General features: G+C 60.2%; 18 protein-coding genes. 7 read left to right on the forward strand and 11 right to left on the reverse strand.

The annotated features are described in order from the left end of the window. The first annotated feature begins 489 nt into the window (after positions 1-489). Entirely contained in the window at positions 490-1,770 is a 1,281-nt protein-coding gene (locus tag ACCC96_RS18370; protein WP_019648930.1) for a serine/threonine transporter, read from the forward strand. Positions 1,771-1,782: 12 nt separating this feature from the next. Here the strand turns inward: ACCC96_RS18370 and ACCC96_RS18375 are convergent, their stop codons facing one another. Both ACCC96_RS18375 and acnB read right to left on the reverse strand, forming a co-directional pair. Then, positions 1,783-2,463: a glycosyltransferase gene (locus ACCC96_RS18375; RefSeq protein ID WP_413696537.1), complete on the reverse strand. Its 681-nt coding sequence runs from the start codon at positions 2,461-2,463 to the stop codon at positions 1,783-1,785. A gap of 148 nt (positions 2,464-2,611) precedes the next feature. Beyond that, on the reverse strand, positions 2,612-5,221 hold the full coding sequence (gene acnB, locus ACCC96_RS18380) for a bifunctional aconitate hydratase 2/2-methylisocitrate dehydratase (RefSeq protein WP_019648931.1): 2,610 nt from the start codon (positions 5,219-5,221) through the stop codon (positions 2,612-2,614). Between the two features lie 409 nt (positions 5,222-5,630). Here acnB and ACCC96_RS18385 point away from each other — a divergent pair, with 409 nt between their 5' ends. Further along, complete coding sequence (locus ACCC96_RS18385) at positions 5,631-6,101, forward strand: DUF1289 domain-containing protein (protein ID WP_007937731.1); 471 nt, start codon at positions 5,631-5,633, stop codon at positions 6,099-6,101. Positions 6,102-6,255: 154 nt separating this feature from the next. On the opposite strand, the gene ACCC96_RS18390 is transcribed toward ACCC96_RS18385, so the two are convergent. Further along, positions 6,256-7,119 carry a universal stress protein gene (locus ACCC96_RS18390; RefSeq protein ID WP_413696538.1) on the reverse strand — a complete coding sequence of 288 codons (864 nt, stop codon included), beginning with the start codon at positions 7,117-7,119 and terminating at the stop codon, positions 6,256-6,258. Positions 7,120-7,279: 160 nt separating this feature from the next. On the opposite strand from ACCC96_RS18390, the gene ACCC96_RS18395 reads away from it, so the two are divergent. The 3 genes from ACCC96_RS18395 (at position 7,280) to ACCC96_RS18405 (ending at position 10,043) form a co-directional block, all read left to right on the forward strand. Continuing rightward, a complete protein-coding gene (locus ACCC96_RS18395; protein WP_008010271.1) occupies positions 7,280-7,888 on the forward strand; it encodes a tRNA-(ms[2]io[6]A)-hydroxylase in 609 nt (202 codons plus the stop codon). 160 nt (positions 7,889-8,048) lie between these two features. Next, on the forward strand, positions 8,049-8,756 hold the full coding sequence (locus tag ACCC96_RS18400) for a winged helix-turn-helix domain-containing protein (protein WP_413696562.1): 708 nt from the start codon (positions 8,049-8,051) through the stop codon (positions 8,754-8,756). Continuing rightward, on the forward strand, positions 8,757-10,043 hold the full coding sequence (locus ACCC96_RS18405) for an ATP-binding protein (RefSeq protein ID WP_413696539.1): 1,287 nt from the start codon (positions 8,757-8,759) through the stop codon (positions 10,041-10,043). It abuts the gene before it with no gap. Here ACCC96_RS18405 and ACCC96_RS18410 read toward each other — a convergent pair. The 5 genes from ACCC96_RS18410 to ACCC96_RS18430 all read right to left on the reverse strand — a co-directional run bounded on the left by ACCC96_RS18410 (position 10,040) and on the right by ACCC96_RS18430 (position 14,573). Continuing rightward, positions 10,040-10,582: a hypothetical protein gene (locus tag ACCC96_RS18410; RefSeq protein ID WP_413696540.1), complete on the reverse strand. Its 543-nt coding sequence runs from the start codon at positions 10,580-10,582 to the stop codon at positions 10,040-10,042. The two genes, ACCC96_RS18405 and ACCC96_RS18410, sit on opposite strands and share 4 nt — an antisense overlap. Before the next feature lie 101 nt (positions 10,583-10,683). Further along, a complete protein-coding gene (locus tag ACCC96_RS18415) occupies positions 10,684-11,172 on the reverse strand; it encodes a GFA family protein (protein ID WP_413696541.1) in 489 nt (162 codons plus the stop codon). A gap of 149 nt (positions 11,173-11,321) precedes the next feature. After that, positions 11,322-12,593 (reverse strand): cation:dicarboxylate symporter family transporter, encoded by a 1,272-nt coding sequence (locus ACCC96_RS18420; RefSeq protein ID WP_413696542.1) that lies wholly within the window; start codon positions 12,591-12,593, stop codon positions 11,322-11,324. Positions 12,594-12,688: 95 nt separating this feature from the next. After that, positions 12,689-13,897 carry a pyridoxal phosphate-dependent aminotransferase gene (locus ACCC96_RS18425; RefSeq protein WP_019579346.1) on the reverse strand — a complete coding sequence of 403 codons (1,209 nt, stop codon included), beginning with the start codon at positions 13,895-13,897 and terminating at the stop codon, positions 12,689-12,691. Positions 13,898-13,907: 10 nt separating this feature from the next. Next, positions 13,908-14,573, reverse strand: a complete 666-nt coding sequence (locus ACCC96_RS18430) for an RraA family protein (protein ID WP_018929645.1) — start codon at positions 14,571-14,573, stop codon at positions 13,908-13,910. A gap of 128 nt (positions 14,574-14,701) precedes the next feature. Here ACCC96_RS18430 and ACCC96_RS18435 point away from each other — a divergent pair, with 128 nt between their 5' ends. Then, positions 14,702-15,598, forward strand: a complete 897-nt coding sequence (locus ACCC96_RS18435; RefSeq protein ID WP_018929644.1) for a LysR family transcriptional regulator — start codon at positions 14,702-14,704, stop codon at positions 15,596-15,598. Between the two features lie 42 nt (positions 15,599-15,640). Here ACCC96_RS18435 and ACCC96_RS18440 read toward each other — a convergent pair whose 3' ends face one another. From ACCC96_RS18440 to ACCC96_RS18450, 3 genes are all read right to left on the reverse strand, one after another. Beyond that, complete coding sequence (locus ACCC96_RS18440) at positions 15,641-16,258, reverse strand: DNA-3-methyladenine glycosylase family protein (RefSeq protein WP_413696543.1); 618 nt, start codon at positions 16,256-16,258, stop codon at positions 15,641-15,643. 74 nt (positions 16,259-16,332) lie between these two features. Next, positions 16,333-17,145, reverse strand: coding sequence for an isocitrate lyase/PEP mutase family protein (locus ACCC96_RS18445; protein ID WP_019579343.1), 813 nt, complete (start codon positions 17,143-17,145; stop codon positions 16,333-16,335). A 60-nt stretch (positions 17,146-17,205) separates the two neighbouring features. Continuing rightward, positions 17,206-18,288, reverse strand: a complete 1,083-nt coding sequence (locus ACCC96_RS18450; RefSeq protein WP_413696544.1) for a bifunctional transcriptional activator/DNA repair enzyme AdaA — start codon at positions 18,286-18,288, stop codon at positions 17,206-17,208. 126 nt (positions 18,289-18,414) lie between these two features. Here ACCC96_RS18450 and ACCC96_RS18455 point away from each other — a divergent pair, with 126 nt between their 5' ends. Continuing rightward, positions 18,415-18,828, forward strand: coding sequence for a VOC family protein (locus tag ACCC96_RS18455; RefSeq protein WP_019648941.1), 414 nt, complete (start codon positions 18,415-18,417; stop codon positions 18,826-18,828). Position 18,829 lies beyond the last annotated feature (1 nt).

Consider the following 18,829-nt stretch of genomic DNA (forward strand, 5'->3'; position numbering starts at 1 on the left):
TGGTCCGAGATCATAGGCTATTGGTTGGCAAGCACCTGTGCAGGCGTTGGCGATACAGGCGAGCTTCTTAGATACAACACTAGATCAGTGCGCGGCAGGTGGAGAGGATTTGTCCGCGATGAAATTGCCGTAGCAGCTGTCGAGCCTGCGAGGCTGCGCTCGGGTGTAGCAGCTGTCGAGCTTGCGAGGCTGCGTTCGGCTGCGCAGCAGTCGTAAAATCAGGCACTGCGGTCCGTCAGGCACACCGTAGATTAGGGCTTACTAAAGCGTGTCAGAAAACGACACATCGCATACCCGCTACCGACAGTTATTTTTCTAAAAGCGACAGGCCTTTGATCTGCTCCGGACAACCATTGCTCAGCTAAGCCTTTGCTTCTGCTCGTTTATCGCGGAGAATCCCGCCCCTGTTTCGGCCGGAGCATGTCTGTCGGTTTTTTCCGACGCGTCCTGACCGAGTGGCAAGTGACCGGAAAGCGGAGATCCGACCGGATGAATGATCAGGCCAATAGCGTCGACGAACGCTATGTAGCGGCGACACCAGCGAGCCTCGAAAGCTGGAATCGCCATGACACCACCTGGATGCTGGGCCTGTTTGGCACGGCAATCGGGGCCGGTACCCTGTTTTTACCCATCAACGCGGGGCTGGGCGGCTTTTGGCCGTTGCTGATCCTGGCGTTGCTGGCATTCCCCATGACGTTTTACGCGCACCGTGGCCTGACCCGCTTTGTGCTGTCCGGTCGTGAAGGTGCAGACATCACCGAAGTGGTGGAAGAACATTTCGGCATTAAGGCCGGCGCGCTGATCACCTTGTTGTATTTCTTCGCGATCTTCCCGATCCTGCTGATCTACAGCGTGGCCCTGACCAACACCGTGGGCAGTTTCCTCGAACATCAGCTGCACATCATGCCGCCACCGCGCGCCGTGCTGTCGTTCGTGCTGATTCTCGGCCTGCTGGCGGTGGTGCGTTGCGGTGAGCAGGTGATCGTCAAGGCCATGAGCCTGATGGTATATCCGTTCATCGTCGCGCTGCTGTTCCTGGCGGTGTTCCTGATTCCTCACTGGAATGGCGGCATCCTCAGCACCGCGTCCACGCTGCCTGAGTCGTCGGCGCTGCTGCACACCCTGTGGCTGGCGATTCCGGTGATGGTGTTCTCGTTCAACCATTCGCCGATCATTTCGGCGTTCGCGGTGGACCAGAAACGTCGCTACGGCACTCATGCCCAAGAGCGCAGCTCGCAGATCCTGTCCCGCGCCCACCTCTTGATGGTGGTGATGGTGCTGTTCTTCGTCTTCAGCTGCGTGCTGACCCTGTCGCCGGCGCAACTGGCGGAAGCCAAGGCGCAGAACCTGTCGATCCTGTCGTACCTGGCCAACCACTTCAGCAACCCGACCATCGCCTTCGCGGCGCCGTTGATTGCCTTCGTGGCCATTTCCAAGTCATTCCTGGGCCACTACATCGGCGCCAGCGAAGGCTTGAAGGGCTTGATCGTCAAGAGCGGCAAACGCCCGGCGCCGAAGACCCTGGACCGTATCGTCGCCGCGTTCATGCTGGTGGTCTGCTGGATCGTCGCGACCCTGAACCCGAGCATTCTTGGCATGATCGAAACCCTCGGTGGCCCGGTCATCGCGGCGATCCTGTTTCTGATGCCGATGTACGCGATCCGCAAGGTGCCGGCCATGGCGCGTTACCGTGGCCAAGCCTCCAACGTCTTCGTGACACTGGTGGGCCTGGTGGCGATTACGGCGTTGATCTACTCGCTCAGCGCCTGAAGCAGCGGGCGATCAATCGGGGCTGCCCCGGTTGATCGTCCCCTTCGAATGCCCGGCCAGCCGACCTTTGGTTCGCTGGTGGCAATGCTCGATAGCCGCAACGGCTTTTTCGCAGGCCTTGCACAGTGTGGCGGGCGCTGCGGCTTGCTGCGGTGCGAACCACTCGGGGCAGAAGCTGATCACGCCGTCCGGCGAATGCATCCATTGGCTGATAACGTGTTGAACCGTCCCACCCAGGCCCTTTCTGGCGCGCAAGGCGTTAAGCGATGGCGCACAGAGCTGGTCCAGCGCCAGCCGATGGGCCTCGCGCAAGAACGGTGAAATCTGTACCGAAAGGTAGGCAATGCCAAACTTCTCCTGGGCCACACGTGCGCCCAACGCCCAAAACGAGCCCACCACCACGATATCCTCATGGCGCCGCGCTGCGATGTAGTCATAGGTTGGTTCGAGCAGGTGCGAGACCGCGTTCCACTGCTCCGCCAAAGCGCTTTTCGAGTCTCGCGGGCGGGGCGTGTCGTCGCAGGTTTGCTGACCTAACGGCTCGAATTCCAGCCCGTACTGTTCGACGGTGGCTTTGAACGCCGGCAGGCTGCACAAGGTCGCGCGATGACCGCGCAGGTTCAGCGCATTGGCCAGGCCAATGAAGGGGAAAACGTCACCGGGCGAACCGATGGCGATCAGGATGACCCGCATGACTCCTCCTTGAGATAAGGCCCGCGAGAGCCTCGTGGCACGCCGTCCTGGTGCCGACATCAGGCAAAGATAGCTGGGTAATTGGCGTCAGGCATAAAAAAACGCCGCTCATCTCACGATGGGCGGCGTTTTTTATGGCTTTGTAGCGTTAGGCTTGAACGACCGGGATGTTGGCGTTCGCAGCAGCTTCACGGAACTCGGCGATCTGGTCGAAGGACAGGTAGCGGTAAACGTCGGCCGCCATGCTGTCGATCTTGCCAGCGTATTCCATGTACTCCTCGACGGTCGGCAGGCGACCCAGGATGGACGCAACGGACGCCAGCTCGGCCGAAGCCAGGTAGACGTTCGCGCCGTCACCCAGACGGTTCGGGAAGTTACGGGTCGACGTCGACACCACGGTGGAGTTCGGCTCTACACGTGCCTGGTTACCCATGCACAGCGAGCAGCCTGGCATTTCCATGCGTGCGCCGGCCTTGCCGTAGATGCCGTAGTAGCCTTCTTCGGTCAGCTGGTGAGCGTCCATTTTGGTCGGCGGCGACAGCCACAGACGGGTTGGCAGCTGACCTTTGACCTGTTCCAGCAACTTGCCGGCAGCGCGGAAGTGACCGATGTTGGTCATGCACGAACCGATGAACACTTCGTCGATCTTCTCGCCAGCAACGCTGGAGAGCAGACGGGCGTCGTCCGGGTCGTTCGGTGCGCAGAGCACAGGCTCGTTGATGTCGGCCAGATCGATTTCGATGACTTCGGCGTATTCGGCGTCGGCATCGGCTTCCATCAGTTGCGGGTTGGCGATCCAGGCTTCCATCGCTTGAGCACGACGCTCCAGGGTACGTGCATCGCCGTAGCCTTCGCCGATCATCCAGCGCAGCAGGGTGATGTTGGACTGCAGGTACTCGGTGATCGACTCTTTCGACAGCTTGATGGTGCAACCGGCAGCCGAACGTTCGGCCGACGCGTCGGACAGCTCGAAAGCCTGTTCCAGCGTCAGGCCTTCCAGGCCTTCGATTTCCAGGATGCGGCCGGAGAAGGCGTTTTTCTTGCCTTTCTTCTCGACGGTCAGCAGACCGTTCTGGATGGCGAAGTAAGGAATGGCATGAACCAGGTCACGCAGGGTGATGCCAGGTTTCATTTTGCCTTTGAAGCGCACCAGGATCGATTCCGGCATGTCCAGCGGCATGACGCCGGTGGCAGCGGCGAACGCGACCAGACCGGAACCGGCCGGGAACGAGATGCCCATCGGGAAACGGGTGTGCGAGTCGCCACCGGTACCCACGGTGTCTGGCAGCAGCATGCGGTTCAGCCACGAGTGGATGATGCCGTCGCCCGGACGCAGGGAAACGCCGCCGCGGGTCATGATGAAGTCAGGCAGGGTGTGGTGGGTGGTCACGTCGATCGGCTTCGGATACGCCGCGGTGTGGCAGAAGGACTGCATCACCAGATCAGCGGAGAAGCCCAGGCACGCCAGGTCTTTCAGTTCGTCACGGGTCATTGGACCGGTGGTGTCCTGGGAACCTACGGTGGTCATCTTCGGTTCGCAGTAGGTGCCAGGACGAACGCCTTTGCCTTCTGCCAGGCCGCAAGCCTTGCCGACCATTTTCTGTGCCAGGGTGAAACCCTTGGTGCTTTCGGCCGGAGCTTCAGGCTTCTTGAACAGGTCGAACGGCGGCAGACCCAGCTCGGCGCGAGCCTTCTCGGTCAGGCCACGGCCGATGATCAGCGGGATACGGCCGCCGGCGCGGACTTCGTCCAGCAGCACCGGGGTCTTCATTTCGAAGGTGGTCAGGACTTCGTCGCTGTTGTGCTTGGTGACTTTGCCAGCATGCGGGTACAGGTCGATCACGTCGCCCATGTTCATGTTGGAAACGTCGAACTCGATTGGCAGTGCGCCGGCATCTTCCATGGTGTTGTAGAAGATCGGAGCGATTTTGCTGCCGAAGCAGAAACCGCCAGCGCGCTTGTTCGGCACGTAAGGAATGTCGTCGCCGAAGAACCACAGTACCGAGTTGGTAGCGGATTTACGCGAGGAACCGGTACCGACCACGTCACCGACGTAGGCGATAGGGAAACCCTGGCCGCGCATTTCTTCGATCTGCTTCATCGGGCCGGTCTTGCCTTGCTCGTCCGGAACGATGCCGTCACGGGCCATTTTCAGCATGGCCAGGGCGTGCAGCGGGATGTCGGGACGCGACCAGGCGTCTGGAGCAGGGGACAGGTCGTCGGTGTTGGTTTCGCCGGTCACCTTGAAGACGCGCAGGCTGATCTTGTCGGCCAGCACCGGGCGCTTCTTGAACCACTCGCCGTCGGCCCAGGATTGCAGGACGCCTTTGGCGTGAACGTTGCCGTTCTTGGCTTTTTCAGCCACGTCGTGGAAGGCATCGAACATCAGCAGGGTGTGCTTGAGTTCTTCGGCAGCCACTGGCGCCAGTTCGGCGTCGTCCAGCAGGTTTACCAGGGTCACTATGTTGTAGCCGCCCTGCATGGTGCCGAGCAGTTCAACAGCGCGTTTCTTGTCGATCAGAGGGGATTTTGCTTCGCCTTTGGCGAGGGCAGACAGGAAACCGGCCTTTACATAGGCGGCTTCGTCCACTCCTGGCGGAACGCGATTGGTGATCAGGTCAACGAGGAAAGCTTCTTCGCCAGCCGGGGGATTCTTCAGCAGCTCGACCAGGCCTGCAGTTTGTTCGGCGTTAAGCGGCTGGGGAACGATACCCAGTGCTGCACGCTCTTCGATATGTTTGCGGTAGGCTTCAAGCACAGTTATTACCCTCATCAGTGGTCCCAAATGGGTGTCCGGGACGCTCATCCCGAAATTGCCGTACTCATGCGCTGCGTGGCGTTGTGGGCCGCTTAGCCAGAATTACCGGCAATTCCTTACAGAAGCTGCTTTCAAAGTTTTACGCCTGCAGAACGGGGAGCTGATGAGGGTTGGCGTTGGGCTTTTCCCCGCTGGAAAAACCCTTCGCCAACACCGCTCTGAAGGAACGACTGTGCTCGTGACGCTTTGAAAACAGCTTCTTGACGGACATTGGCGCCTTAAAAGGCTGGCTGATTCTACGGCAAAAAAATTTGAAAGGTAAGTTAGGTCCAAAACTTTGAGGGGTGATGAATGTTAGACAAAGGGCTAACATGCCGACCTGTTCTGCTTTCCCGTGTTTTGTCTACCTATGCCCAATCAGACCATCAAGACCCCCTGCGTCGGCCTCTGCTCCACTGTTTACGGTGATTTGGTGTGCCGTGGCTGCAAGCGTTTCCATCACGAAGTGATCCACTGGAACGGTTACAACGAGGAAGAAAAACGCGCGGTGTGGTTGCGTCTTGAGCAGTTGTTGTCCCAGGTGATGGCCGCCAAGGTAGAAATTTTCGATCCTGCGCTGCTAAGAATGCAGCTGGAACAGCGCAAGATTCGCTTTGTGCCGCATCAGTCGGAATATTGCTGGGCTTATCAGCTGATCGCCCGGGGCGCGCGGGTCATCAATAATCTGGAAGCCTACGGAATGGTGCTGCTGCCGGAGTTTCGCGACTGGAACCTGCCGGAATTGCGCGATGCCATTGATCGGGAGTTTTTCCTGCTCTCGGAAGCGCATTACCAGCGCTACATTGCGCCGGGGTTCCTAAAAGACGCCTTCGGCGGCTGATTGCTTAACCTGTGGCGAGGGAGCTTGCTCCCGTTCGGCTGCGCAGCAGTCGTCAATCGGCCAATGATTTTTGTCTGACACACTGCGCCGACCGACTTGGGGTCGCTTCGCAACCCAACGGGAGCAAGCTCCCTCGCCACAAGTCTTCGTGGCCTCAATGCCGGGTCACGATCTCTTCCAGATGATCCATGATGTCGTCCGGCTTGAGCACCAGCACATCGCTCTCCAGCGCATCAAGCACCACTTCCGCCGTATTCCCGATCAACGCCCCGGACAACCCGGTCCGCGCCACCGTGCCGATCACCGTCAAAGAGGCCCCCAGCTTATGGGCCATGAACGGAATCAATACATCCGCCGGGCCTTCCTCGATGTGCAGGTGGTCGTCGTCGATGTCGAACTCGGCCTGGAACGCCTTGCATTGCTCGCGGTAGCGGGCCTCGATGGTTTCCTTGAGCTGCAACGTCGGGTCGGCCGCCGACAGCATCGGCGACGGATGGGCGCTGATCACGTGCAGATGGGCCTTGGCCAAGCTGGCAATGTCGTAGCCATGATCGATGATGCTGGCATGCAAGGTGCGGTGTTCGCCGTCCATGTTGCCGACATCAATGGCCGCGAGGATCACGCCGCCGGCCCAGGATTTGGCGGTTTTCACCAGCAGCACCGGAGTCGGGCAGTAGCGCAGCAGTTTCCAGTCCGCCGGGGTCAGCAGGGCCTTTTTCAGTGGGCTGTCGGGATAATGCTGCTTGACCACCAGCCCGCAACCTTCAGCCTGCTGCACATCGATGATGGTTTGATGCAGGCTCTGATTCCAGGCCTGTTCGGTGGTGACGTTGTAACCGTCCGCCAGTAAAGCGGCCTTGAGCACCCCCAACATGCCACTGTGATCATGCTTGGGGTCGCACACCAGCAGATGCAGATGCGCCTGGGTCACGCCTGCAATCAATTTGGCCCGTTTGAGCGCCAGGCTTTCGGAGTGTTCGGGGTCGATGACCACCAGAATGCTGCGTACGGCTTGCATGATCGGGATCTCCTGAAAATGAAAAAGCACGGCGTTGCACAACTATAGTTGCTGCCGGCGATTCGGGGACTTGATGCATATCAACGGTGGCGACTGGTGGTCTGTCGGCAGGCCGGTATAATCGGCGCCCTTCGTTTTGAACCTTTTATCCGTGAGCCCCATGATCCTTCCCGAAATTCACGAGTTCCTTGGCTGCCGCACGCCCGACGGTTGGGTCCAGGCCGCGCTGGCCGATCAGGAAACGCTGCTGATCGACCACAAAAACTGCGAATTCAAGGCGGCCAGCACGGCGTTGAGCCTGATCGCCAAGTATCACTCCCACGTCGATCTGATCAACCTGATGTCGCGTCTGGCCCGGGAAGAGCTGGTGCACCACGAGCAGGTCATGCGCCTGATGAAAAAGCGCAAGATTGAACTGCGTCAGCTGTCCGCCGGGCGTTACGCCTCGGGGCTGCGCAAAGTGGTGCGCAGCCACGAGCCGGTGAAACTGGTGGATACGCTGGTGGTCGGCGCGTTCATCGAAGCTCGCAGTTGCGAGCGTTTCGAGGCATTGGTGCCGCATCTGGATGAGGAACTGGGCAAGTTCTACTTCGGCCTGCTGAAAAGCGAGGCCCGGCATTTCCAGGGGTATCTGAAACTGGCTTATCAATACGGTGACGCCAAGGACATCGCCCAAGTGATCGACAAGGTGCGTGATGCCGAACAGGCGTTGATCGAGTCGCCGGATGTGGAGTTCCGGTTTCACAGTGGCGTGCCGGTCGCGGCGTGACAGCGTTTCATCTTCAATAATTGTAAAAAACTCTTAAAAGAATGAAACATCGCCAAAAATCGGCCTCCATGGCCGGTTTTTGCTGTCTGCGATAACCGTCTCTTCATCGATTGGCGCCATAATGCCGGCCATTTCATTCAAGGGTTGGCAGACGGTCATCATGGAGAGCCTGGGTTTTGGCAAAGTATTGCTGGTGGAAGACGACGAGAAGCTCGCCGGGCTGATTGCGCATTTCCTGGCCCAACACGGTTTTGAAGTTCGACAGGTGCACCGCGGTGACCTCGCGGTAGCCGCTTTCCTTGAATTCAAACCGAAAGTCGTTGTGCTCGACCTGATGTTGCCGGGGCAGAGCGGCCTGCACGTGTGCCGCGAAATCCGCAGTGTGTCCGACACACCCATCGTCATCCTCACCGCCAAGGAAGACGACCTCGATCACATTCTCGGCCTGGAATCCGGTGCCGACGACTACGTGATCAAACCCATCAAACCCCCCGTGCTGCTCGCCCGATTGCGCGCTTTGCAACGCCGTCAGCTGCCGGACAGCAGTATGTGTAGCTCGCTGCAGTTCGGTCATCTGATTATCGATCGCAGTTGCCGCGAAGTGCGCCTGGCGGGCGAGGGCATTGAGCTCACCACCATGGAATTCGAACTGCTGTGGTTGCTGGCCAGCGCCGCCGGCAAGACGCTGTCCCGCGACGACATCCTCAATCGCATGCGCGGTATCGCCTTCGACGGCCTCAACCGCAGTGTCGACGTGTACATCAGCAAATTGCGCGGCAAACTCAAGGACAACCCGCGCGAACCGATGTGCATCAAGACCGTGTGGGGCAAGGGTTATCTGTTCAATCCGTTTGCGTGGGAGCTGTAAATGCTGCGGTTATTTTTGGGACTGTTTCTGGTGATGACGGTTGGCCTGGTACTGGGGCTGCAAACCGTCGAGCGCACGTTTGATGCGCTGCTCGACGGCCAGATGCGCAGCTACAACCAAGAGGCGGTGCGTGGCCAGGCCTGGTCGCTGGTCGAGCAGTTGCGCGGCCTGGACAGTCCGGCCCGGGAGCGACAGCTGGAAGCCATACGCCCTCACTACGGCTTGGGCCTGGCTCTGGTCGAGACCGATCAATTGTCTCTGACCGATCAGGAACAAGCCGAGTTGGCCCAGGGCCTGCTGGTAATGCGCGACAAGTACACGCAGTTCATCTCGCGCATTGACGAAGGTTCGCAGCTGCTCAGCATCAAGCTGCCGGCCGAGCCAAGTCTGATGCCGTTCTACATTGCCGCGGCCTATCTGATGATCGCGGTGATGATCGGTTTCGTGCTGTATTTCTGGGTACGCCCGCACTGGCGCGATCTGGAGACACTGCGCCTGGCCGCCGAACGTTTTGGCGACAACGACCTGTCGGCGCGCATCCAGCTGTCCAAGCGCTCGAACATTCGTGACCTGGCTGAACACTTCAACCTGATGGCCGCGCGCATCGAGGGGCTGATCGCCAATCAGCGCGAGCTGACTAACGCGGTGTCCCACGAATTGCGCACGCCGATTGCACGGTTGTCGTTCGAACTCGATCAACTCAAGCAACAACCGGATCCGACCCAGAACCGCGAGTTGATTGCCGACATGTACGCCGACCTCGGCGAACTGGAAGAAATGGTTTCCGAGTTGCTGACGTACGCCAGCCTTGAGCGTGGCGCTACGGTAATTTCGCGGGAGAACATTCAGGCCAGCCATTGGCTCGACAGTGTGGTGGGTAGCGTGGCGCTGGAGGCCGAAGCCGCCGGGGTGCAATTGCTGATTGTCGAATGTCAGGTTGACGAGGTTCGCATCGAACCGCGTTTCATGGCCCGGGCGGTGATCAATTTGCTGCGTAATGCCATTCGCTATGCCAACGAGCGGGTGGAAGTGTCGTTGGTGCGCACCGGTGATCATTACGTAGTGCAGGTCAACGATGATGGGCCGGGCGTGCCGCTGGACGGACGGGAGAAAATCTTCGAACCGTTCTCGCGCCTCGATGCCAGCCGCGACCGTCGCACCGGTGGTTTCGGCCTGGGCCTGGCGCTGGTGCGGCGGGTGTCTCAATCCCATGGCGGGCAAGTGGAAGTGGCGGATTCGCCGTGGGGCGGGGCGTCGTTTCGCATGACCTGGGCGCACCTGGATTAGGTTTTTTTGGGACACCAATCCACCTGTCCAACCGACGACGTCTGCATCCGTCGTTGCACAGTCGGGCTGTCGGCCGCATCGTTGGCCAGGCACTGCGCCGCCAGCACCGTCGAAAAACTCCACGGATCATTGACCGGCAATGACCAGTTAAAATCCGCTCCGCGACTCGCATATTCGAAGGTAGCGCCGAGGATGATCGGCCCCATCTGATAGGTTCCATCCAGCCCCAGTGGCGAGCGCGACTTGATCGGGCCCATGCCGTCGAGCTCATCCGAGCCTTTGAATCCGCTCTTGAGATCCTTGCGCACATCACTGGCGCCGACGTACACGCTCAAACCGAAATCGTCTTCATCAAACGCCAAGCCCGAACCTTTATGGGTATCGAGGAAAACTCCATAAGGACTGCTGATCTTTGCCCCCGGCAGCGGCGCCACTACACGTTCGTCGCTGCCGCTGTAACGCCACTCTTCGGCGTGCGATGAGTCGGCGGGGAAGAGCAGGCAGCATGAAGCCAACGACAGAGACAACGAACGGAACATGGCAGCACCCGAAGGGAAGTTGGATGCGGCCATGCTAGGCGGGTGCCGACTAGCAATCTTCGACAGCTTTGTCGGGAAACTGTCAAAGACTGTGAACGGACTTAGCGGCTTAAACCCAGGCGAACATGCCACTGGGCGATGGATTCTGAGGGGTAAACCTCGAATTGCTGGTCGCGTGGATGCGCCTCGACTTTCACCCACGGCGCTTTGAAACCGAGCATCAGATGCGTGTGCTCGGGCGGCACCGGCAATGGGGTGTCGATGGCCGAGGCAAACGGGTGAATCAGCTCCGGCCATTCAGGGCTGAACAGCCATAACCCCGAACCGCACAGGGAACAGAAATGCCGCTCGGCGGTGCTGCGCCGGGCGCGCTTATCGCCTTCGTCCTTGAGCCGCGCATGGTAAATCGAGATGTGCTTGCGACCGCGCACCTTGAGGCTCCGGGCATCGCCGCCGAGGTTGATCGCATAACCACCACCGCCTTGGGTCTTGCGACAGATCGAGCAGTAGCAACGTTGATAAGGATAGGGGTGGGCGCTGGTCAGGCTGAACGACACCGCGCCGCAATGGCAGGAGCCTTCGAGCTGCATGGGAGCCTCCGATGGGGTTGGGATGACTCAAGACAGACTAGACCGTAAGCGTTTCTGCACTTGAATTTATGGTGGCCGTTCGGGCGCCTTCGCGGGCAAGCCAAATGTGGGAGCAGGCTTGCTCGCGAAGAACGATGACGCGGTCTCAGTTACGAGCACTGCCCCTGCGGCACCTTCAGGCAATGAGCCTCGCGACCCTCCCACTTGGCGATCACCAGTGGTGCCAGCGCATTGCCAAGCACATTCAGGGCGGTGGTCGGCATCTCCATCAACCGGTAAACCCCGGCAATGAACGCGATGCCTTCCAGCGGTAATCCGGCACTGGCCAGGGTGGCCGAGAGAATCACGAACATGAACCCCGGTACACCCGCGGCGCCCTTGGAAGTCAGGACCATGGTCACCACCAGCAACGCCTGATCGCCCAGGCTCAGGTCGATGCCGTACAACTGGGCGACGAACAAGGTGCCGATGCCGAGGAACAGCGATGCGCCGTCAAGGTTGAAGGAGTAACCCACCGGTACCACGAAACTGACTAGCGACGGCGGCACACCATAGGTTTCGAGTTTCTTCATCAGTTGCGGCATCACCGCCGCCGAGCTGGCGCTGGAGAAGGCCAGGACCAGTTCATCCTTGATGTGGCGCATCAGCGCGAACAGGTTGATCCCGCACAGTCGCGCCACCAGGTTGAGCACCACCAGCACGAAGAACGCAATCGCCACGTAACTGACCATGATCAGCTTGGCCAGTGGCAGCAAAGAGCTGAAACCGAAGTTGGCCACGGTCACGGCAATCATCCCGAACACACCGATCGGCGAGTAGGCCATGATCATCGACGTGACCTTGAACATCGCTTCCGAGACACCGCGCAGCAACGTGATCAACGGCTCCTTGCGTTCGTTGCCAAGCTTCGAAACGCCGAGGCCGAACATCACGGCGAAGAACAGCACCGACAGCAGACTGCCCTGGGCCATCGCGTTGATGACGTTGTCCGGAATAATACCGACGATGATCTGCCCCAGGCTGTGCCCTCCGGCTGCGCTGCTGGTCGGCAGGGTAACGGCGGCCGCCTTGAGGCTCGCCAGATCAGTGCCGGCACCGGGTTTGAGCAGGTTGCCGATTACCAGTCCGACAATGATTGCCAGGGTGGTGATGCTGAAGAAATACGTCAGCGACTTGACCCCGATCCGCCCCAGGGATTTGCCGTCACCGTGACCGGCAATGCCGACCACCATGCAGGAAAACACAATGGGTACGACGATCATCTTCATCAGCTTGATGAAGATGTCGCCGGCCGGTTGCAGCAGGTTGTTCACCAGCCACGGGCGAGACTCGGGAAAGCTGTGCAGCAGGGCGCCGATGGCAATGCCGGCGAGCAGACCGATCATGATTTGCCAGACCAGCGCGATGCGGGGCTTGTGCATGGGGGGATGCCTCATTTGATGACGATGATTATGAGTGTTGTTCTAGGCAGTCAATGGGCAGCCGTCCGATGGCTGTCGGGTATTGCGATCAGCCGTCAACGCAAGCGTTGGCACGCTTCTTTGAGACGACGGCAACCTTCTTCGATCACGTCCAGCGCACTGGCAAACGACAGACGGATATACGGCGACATGCCGTACGCGGCGCCGCTGACCGTGGCCAGGCCGTGCTCCTTGAGCAGGTAGGCGACCAGTTGCGAATCGCTGTCGATGCGCTCGCCACTGGTGGTGGTTTTGCCCATCAACCCGCTGACGTTGGCGAACACATAGAACGCCCCGTCCGGTGGGGTAAAGCTCAGGCCGTTGATCGGTTGCAACAGTTCGAGCATGCGGTCACGGCGTTGTTGGTAAACCTCGCGCATGCCGGCAATCGGTGCCTGATCTCCGGCGAAAGCCGCGACCGCAGCCGCCTGGCTGACCGAACTCGGACACGTGGTGGTCTGCGACAGCAGTTTGCCGATGGCACCGATCAACCACGCCGGACCTGCGCCAAACCCAAGACGCCAACCGGTCATGGCGTAACCCTTGGACGCGCCGTTGACAATCAGCGTGCGCGATTTGAGGTCTGGGGCGAGTCGGGTCAGCGGCACGTGCCGGGCATCGCCATAGACGAACTGCTCGTAGATTTCGTCGGCCATGATCAATACGTGAGGATGCCGACGCAGGACGTCTGCCAGTGCCAACAGCTCGGTTTCGCTGTAGACCGCGCCACTCGGGTTGTTCGGCGTGTTGAGGATCACCCATTTGCTGCGCGGGGTGATTGCCTGCTCCAGCGCCGCTGGCGAGAGCTTGAAGCCGTTGGATTCATCACCGGGAATTATGACTGGCGTGGCGTCGTTCAACCGGGCGATGTCCGGGTAAGACACCCAGTACGGCGTGTGCACGATCACTTCATCGCCCAGGTTCAGTGTTGCGGCCAGGGCGTGGTAGATGATGTGCTTGCCGCCGCAGCCGGTAACCACTTCGTCGAGCCCGTAATGCAGACCGTTATCGCGCTCAAGCTTGAGGCAGATCGCTTTGCGCAAGGCGAGTGTGCCGTGGGTGGCCGTGTAGTGCGTGTCACCGCTGTGCATCGCGGCGCTGGCGGCGTCGAGGATATGTGCCGGGGTGTCGAAATCCGGTTCGCCCATGGTGAAGTTGACGATGTCCCGACCCTGGGCGCGCAACTCGGTCACCAGTGCGTTGGCGGCGATGCTCGGCGAAGGCTGAATGCCCAGCACCCGATCAGACAAGAATGAAGTGCTCATTGTGTTCCCCTTAATCGGCCAGGCCGGCCTGCTGCAAGACCTTGTCCATCCAGCTCTGACGCAGGGCGCCGGTGGCGATTTCGGCTTTGACTTGTTCTTCGTGGGCCGCATGTTGTGCGGCGCGACGCAGCACTTCGGCCGCATCGGCCTGGGAAAACGCCACCAGGCCGTCTTCGTCGCCGACCAGCAAATCGCCCGGTTGAACCAGCATGCCGCCAATCGACACCGGTACGTTGATTTCGCCCGGACCGCTCTTGTAAGGGCCGCAGTGCACGACGCCGCGGGCGTAGCAGGGGGTATCGTCGAAACTGGCGACATCGCGAATCGCGCCGTCAATCACGAAACCGACGCAGCCACGCTGCTGGGCGTAGAGCTTGACCAGTTCGCCGATCACCGCGTTGTTGGTATCGCCCTGGGCGTCCACCACCAACACATGGCCGGGTTGCAGCATGCTCATGGCCTTGTAGATCAGCAGGTTGTCGCCTGGACGGGTTTTGACGGTCAGGGCGGTGCCGACCAATTTGCCGCTGCGGTTGTAGCGGGTCAGGCCGCGAGCACCAATGTGCCGGCCGAGGTTGTCGCTGATGTGCGGCGTGACCACATTGGCGAACGCTTCGAGCACTTCGGCAGCGGCCAGCGGTGGGTTGGGAAGAATGCGTGAACCGGGCAAGGACATGGCTGATCTCCTGAAGAATGAGTTAGCAGCCGATCAGGGCTGTGGCTCGATCTTAGGAGTGATAAACAAACAGTTTTAGCGATATTTTATTATGCGGTAGTATCGCTTTTTTTCATGTGGTGTTTGCAATGATCACCTTTAAGCAGATTGACGCGTTGTTCTGGATTGCCGAGTTGGGCAGCTTCGAAGCGGCAGCGAACAAGCTGAACATGTCTCAGTCGGCGATTTCCAAACGTATCCAGGAGCTGGAAGAAACCTTCGACGTGGAGATTTTCGACCGCAGCAAGCGCAACGCACGGCTGACCGAGAAGGGCGGCGAACTGCTGGATTACGCCAAGGATTTGCTGGAACGCCGTGACTATTTGCTGGAGCGGGTCAGCGCCCGTGAAGTATTGGTGCGCAGGTTTCGCCTCGGGGTCACCGAACTGACGGCGTTGACCTGGTTGCCGGCGCTGGTCGAGTCGCTGCGGCAGGCTTACCCCAAGGTGCAGATCGAGCCTTCGGTGGAGCTGAGTAGCGAACTGTTTCGCAAACTGGAAAACGATCAACTCGATCTGGTCATCGTCCCGGATGTCTACAACGATGCGCGGTTCGTCAGCACCCCACTGAAGTCCGTCGAAAACGCCTGGATGTGCGCGCCAGGTCTGATTACCGACCCGGACCCGGTGAGTATCGAGCGCCTGGCCGGTTGCACGGTGTTGACCCAGGGATCCCAGTCCGGGACAGGCTTGATCTACGAGCGCTGGATGGCTTCCCACAATGTGCAGATGCCTAAAACCATCACCAGCCATAACTTGCTGGTGCAGGTCGGATTGACCCTGTCTGGAGTCGGCGTGAGTTACTTGCCCAAGGCTTGCCTGTCGCACTTGATCGAACGAGGCGCATTGCGCGCTCTGGTGACGACGCCGGGCCTGCCGCGGATTCGCTACGCCGCGCTGCACCGCACCGATCGTCAATTCGGTCTGAACCAGGATGTCGCGCAACTGGCGCTGCAGTGTTGCGACTTTTCGCGGTTGTTGCTCTGAACGTCAGATGTCGGGCTTGCCCGCGATGAACGATTACACGGTCTACCGGTTAGGCACCCGCCACAAGTACCACGCCGCCACCGTCCGATAAGGGCTCCACGCCAACCCGATATCCACCATCTGCTTGCGACTCGGCTGTTGTTCCAGCCCCTTGAACCGGCGATAACCCTCACGTACCCCGAAGTCATCGGCCGGCAAAACGTCTGGCCGCTCCAGGCTGTAGATCAGCAGCATTTCCACGGTCCAGCGGCCCACTCCGCGCAAGGTGATCAAGCGCTCGATCAACGCTTCATCGTCCATCGCCAGCGCCGTGGCGTAGTCCGGCACCACGCCGTCCAGCGCCGCCTGAGCGATGCCCTGAATGGTCGCGATCTTACTGGCGGAAAAGCCGCAACCGCGCATCTGCTCGAAGTCGGTCGCCAGGATCTGCTCGGGTCTGGGGAAGGTGCTCGCGGGAAACAACGCCAGCAGCCGGCCGACAATCGCATCGCCAGCCTTTGCATGCAGTTGCTGATAGGCAATCGCCCGCACCAGCGACTCATAAGGATCGCGCGCCGCATGGGGTTGATGCAGGCAGGGGCCGATGGCGCTGATGTGGCGCTGCCAGTCGGTATCGAGGGCCGAGAGAAATTCGCTGGCCAGTTGATAGGTGTCGGGCATGGAGCATCCTGAGGGGCGGGTGGCTGCGGGAAGACTAGTCGTCTCCCCGCAGCGCCGCACTCCATTGCTTGCGGTCAAACTTTGCCGGTCGGGGCCAGCAGGGCGTTCACTTGGCTGTAGGTGAAGGCCTTGAGGTGACTGCTGTCGAGCGTGCCGGTTTGCAGAAAGCTTTTGGCCAGGCCGGCCATGGCGCCGTAGAGGAATTCGGCGATGCCGGAGCCTGCGCTCAAACGGCGTACGCCAAGGGCTTGCAGTTCTTCAGGCGACGGCAGGCCCGGGAAGCCGAGCACGTTCAGCGGCAGCGTCGTGCCGTGGCACAGGGCGTCGATCTCGTACGCCGCCGTGACGCCAGCGGCGAACAGTCCGTCGGCACCGGCCGCCTGATACAACGCGGCGCGTTTGAGCGTCTCGGCGACACGATCTTCGGCCGGCACCAGCCCCCTGAGGTACACGTCAGTGCGGGCATTGATGAACAGCTTCACATCCCGGCGATTGGCAACCTGGCGCGCGATTTCGATCTTGCGGGCCAGCAGGTCGGGCGGGGCAGCACCGTCCTCGATATTGATCCCCACGGCACCGGCGGCGATCACCGCGTCGACCACTTGCGCAACTCGCCCCAGGTCATCGGAATAACCCGCCTCGATGTCCACGCTCAACGGCACGCTGATGACCCGGGCGATGGATTCGACGGTGGAAACCAGCCGCTCAAGCGGCAAGGTGTTGCCATCCGGATAACCATGCACCCAGGCCACCGCAGCGCTGCTGGTGGCCACGGCTTTACTGCCCAGCTGTTCCACCAGTCGCGCCCCGGTGGCATCGGCGACGTTGGTCAGAATCAACAGCCCGCTCTGGTGCAGTTGATGGAATTGAGTGTCGAGTGTGTCCATCGAATGTCCTTCCTTATGACTCTTTATTGGAAAACCTTTTTTTGAAAAGCCGTGGAGTGATCAGAATGCCAGTTGTTGGGTGATTTGCACCGCGGCGCTTTCCAGCCTGAGCAGAAACGCTTTACGCGGTTGTCCACCACCATAGCCGGTCAACGAGCCGTCTGCGCCGATCACCCGATGACAGGGCAGCACAATCGCCAGACGGTTTTGTCCGTTGGCCATGCCCACGGCGCGACTGGCGCCGGGCTTGCCCAGTTGCGCGGCAATCGCGCCATAGGTGCTGGTCTGGCCGTAGGGGATCTTCATCAATTCGCTCCACACCTGCTTGGCGAACGCGCTGCCGGGCAGGTGCAGGGGCACGTTGAATTCGCTCCGTTTGCCGGCGAAGTATTGCGCCAGTTCCTCTTCGATCTGCTGCAAATGCCCGTTGTGGCCGGGGGCCACGGCGTAGCCATAATGGTTCTGCAGTTCTTCGATTTCCTTGGTCAATGCCGGTCGGTCGAGAAACTCCAATAGCACCAGCCCACGCTGTTCGGCCATGGCGATCATCGGCCCCAGCGGCGTGGTCAATCGGGTGAACAGCAGCGGCTCGCTGTGGGCGGCGCGACCGGGCGTGATGTGGAATGACTTTTGAAACGCATCGCGAAAACCGCTCAAGGATTCGTAGCCGGAATCGAACGCCGCGTTGTCGATGGATTCGCCTTGCTTGATGCCACCGAGGGCGATGCCCAGGCGTCGGCTGCGCAGCCAGGCGTGAAAGGTCATGCCGAAATGCTGCTTGAACCAGCGCCGCAGTTTCAGCGGCTCGATGCCCTCGGCGAGCAATTGGGCATCAGTCCAGCGCAGGTCGGGGTCGGCGTCGACGGATTTCAGCAGTCGTTGCACCCAGTCCGGCGCAATGGCCGCGGCGTCCAGCGGCTTGCACCGCAGGCAGGCCCGATAACCCGCCGACATCGCCTCATCGGCATGGGCGAAGAACTCGACGTTTTCCGGCTTCGGTTTGCGCGCCGTGCAACTGGGGCGGCAGAAGATGCCGGTGGTTTTGACCGCGGTAAAGAACACCCCCTCGTAGGCGGTGTCGCGTTCGAGCATGGCGCGAACCATCTCGGCGTGGGGTGGCAGCACAGCGTTTTGTAGGTTCATGGGCTGAGCATAAGCCGCGTCGCCTGGCGTCTCCACCGGAAAATCGACAGAGAATTTTTGTACCCTGAGCTACAGTCATCGGGTCACCGGCAATGCTGTAAACGCTATTTTCAGGAATCCATCCCAATGCAAGCATTCACGATTAAACACATCGATCACATCGTCCTGCGCGTCGAGAACCTCGAACGCAGCATCGCGTTTTACGGCGAGGTACTCGGCGCCGAACTGGTCAAGCGTCGCGACGATCTGGGCCTGGTGCATTTGCGTGCGGGCACCTCGATGATCGACCTCGTCGACATCCAGGGCGAAATCGGCCGCACGGGCGGTGCTGCCGCTGGTCGCGAACGGCGCAACGTCGACCACTTCTGTTTGCGTATCGAACCGTTTGACGAGGAAGCACTGGTCAGTCACTTGCAGTCCTTTGGCCTGAAACCCGAGAAAGCCGCCGTGCGTTTCGGCGCCGAAGGCAACGGGCTGTCTATCTATTGCTTCGATCCGGACGGCAACCAGGTCGAACTGAAAGGACCGTCCCAAGCGTAAA

It is taken from the genome of Pseudomonas sp. Pseusp11, from assembly GCF_047304405.1.
Lineage (GTDB): Bacteria > Pseudomonadota > Gammaproteobacteria > Pseudomonadales > Pseudomonadaceae > Aquipseudomonas.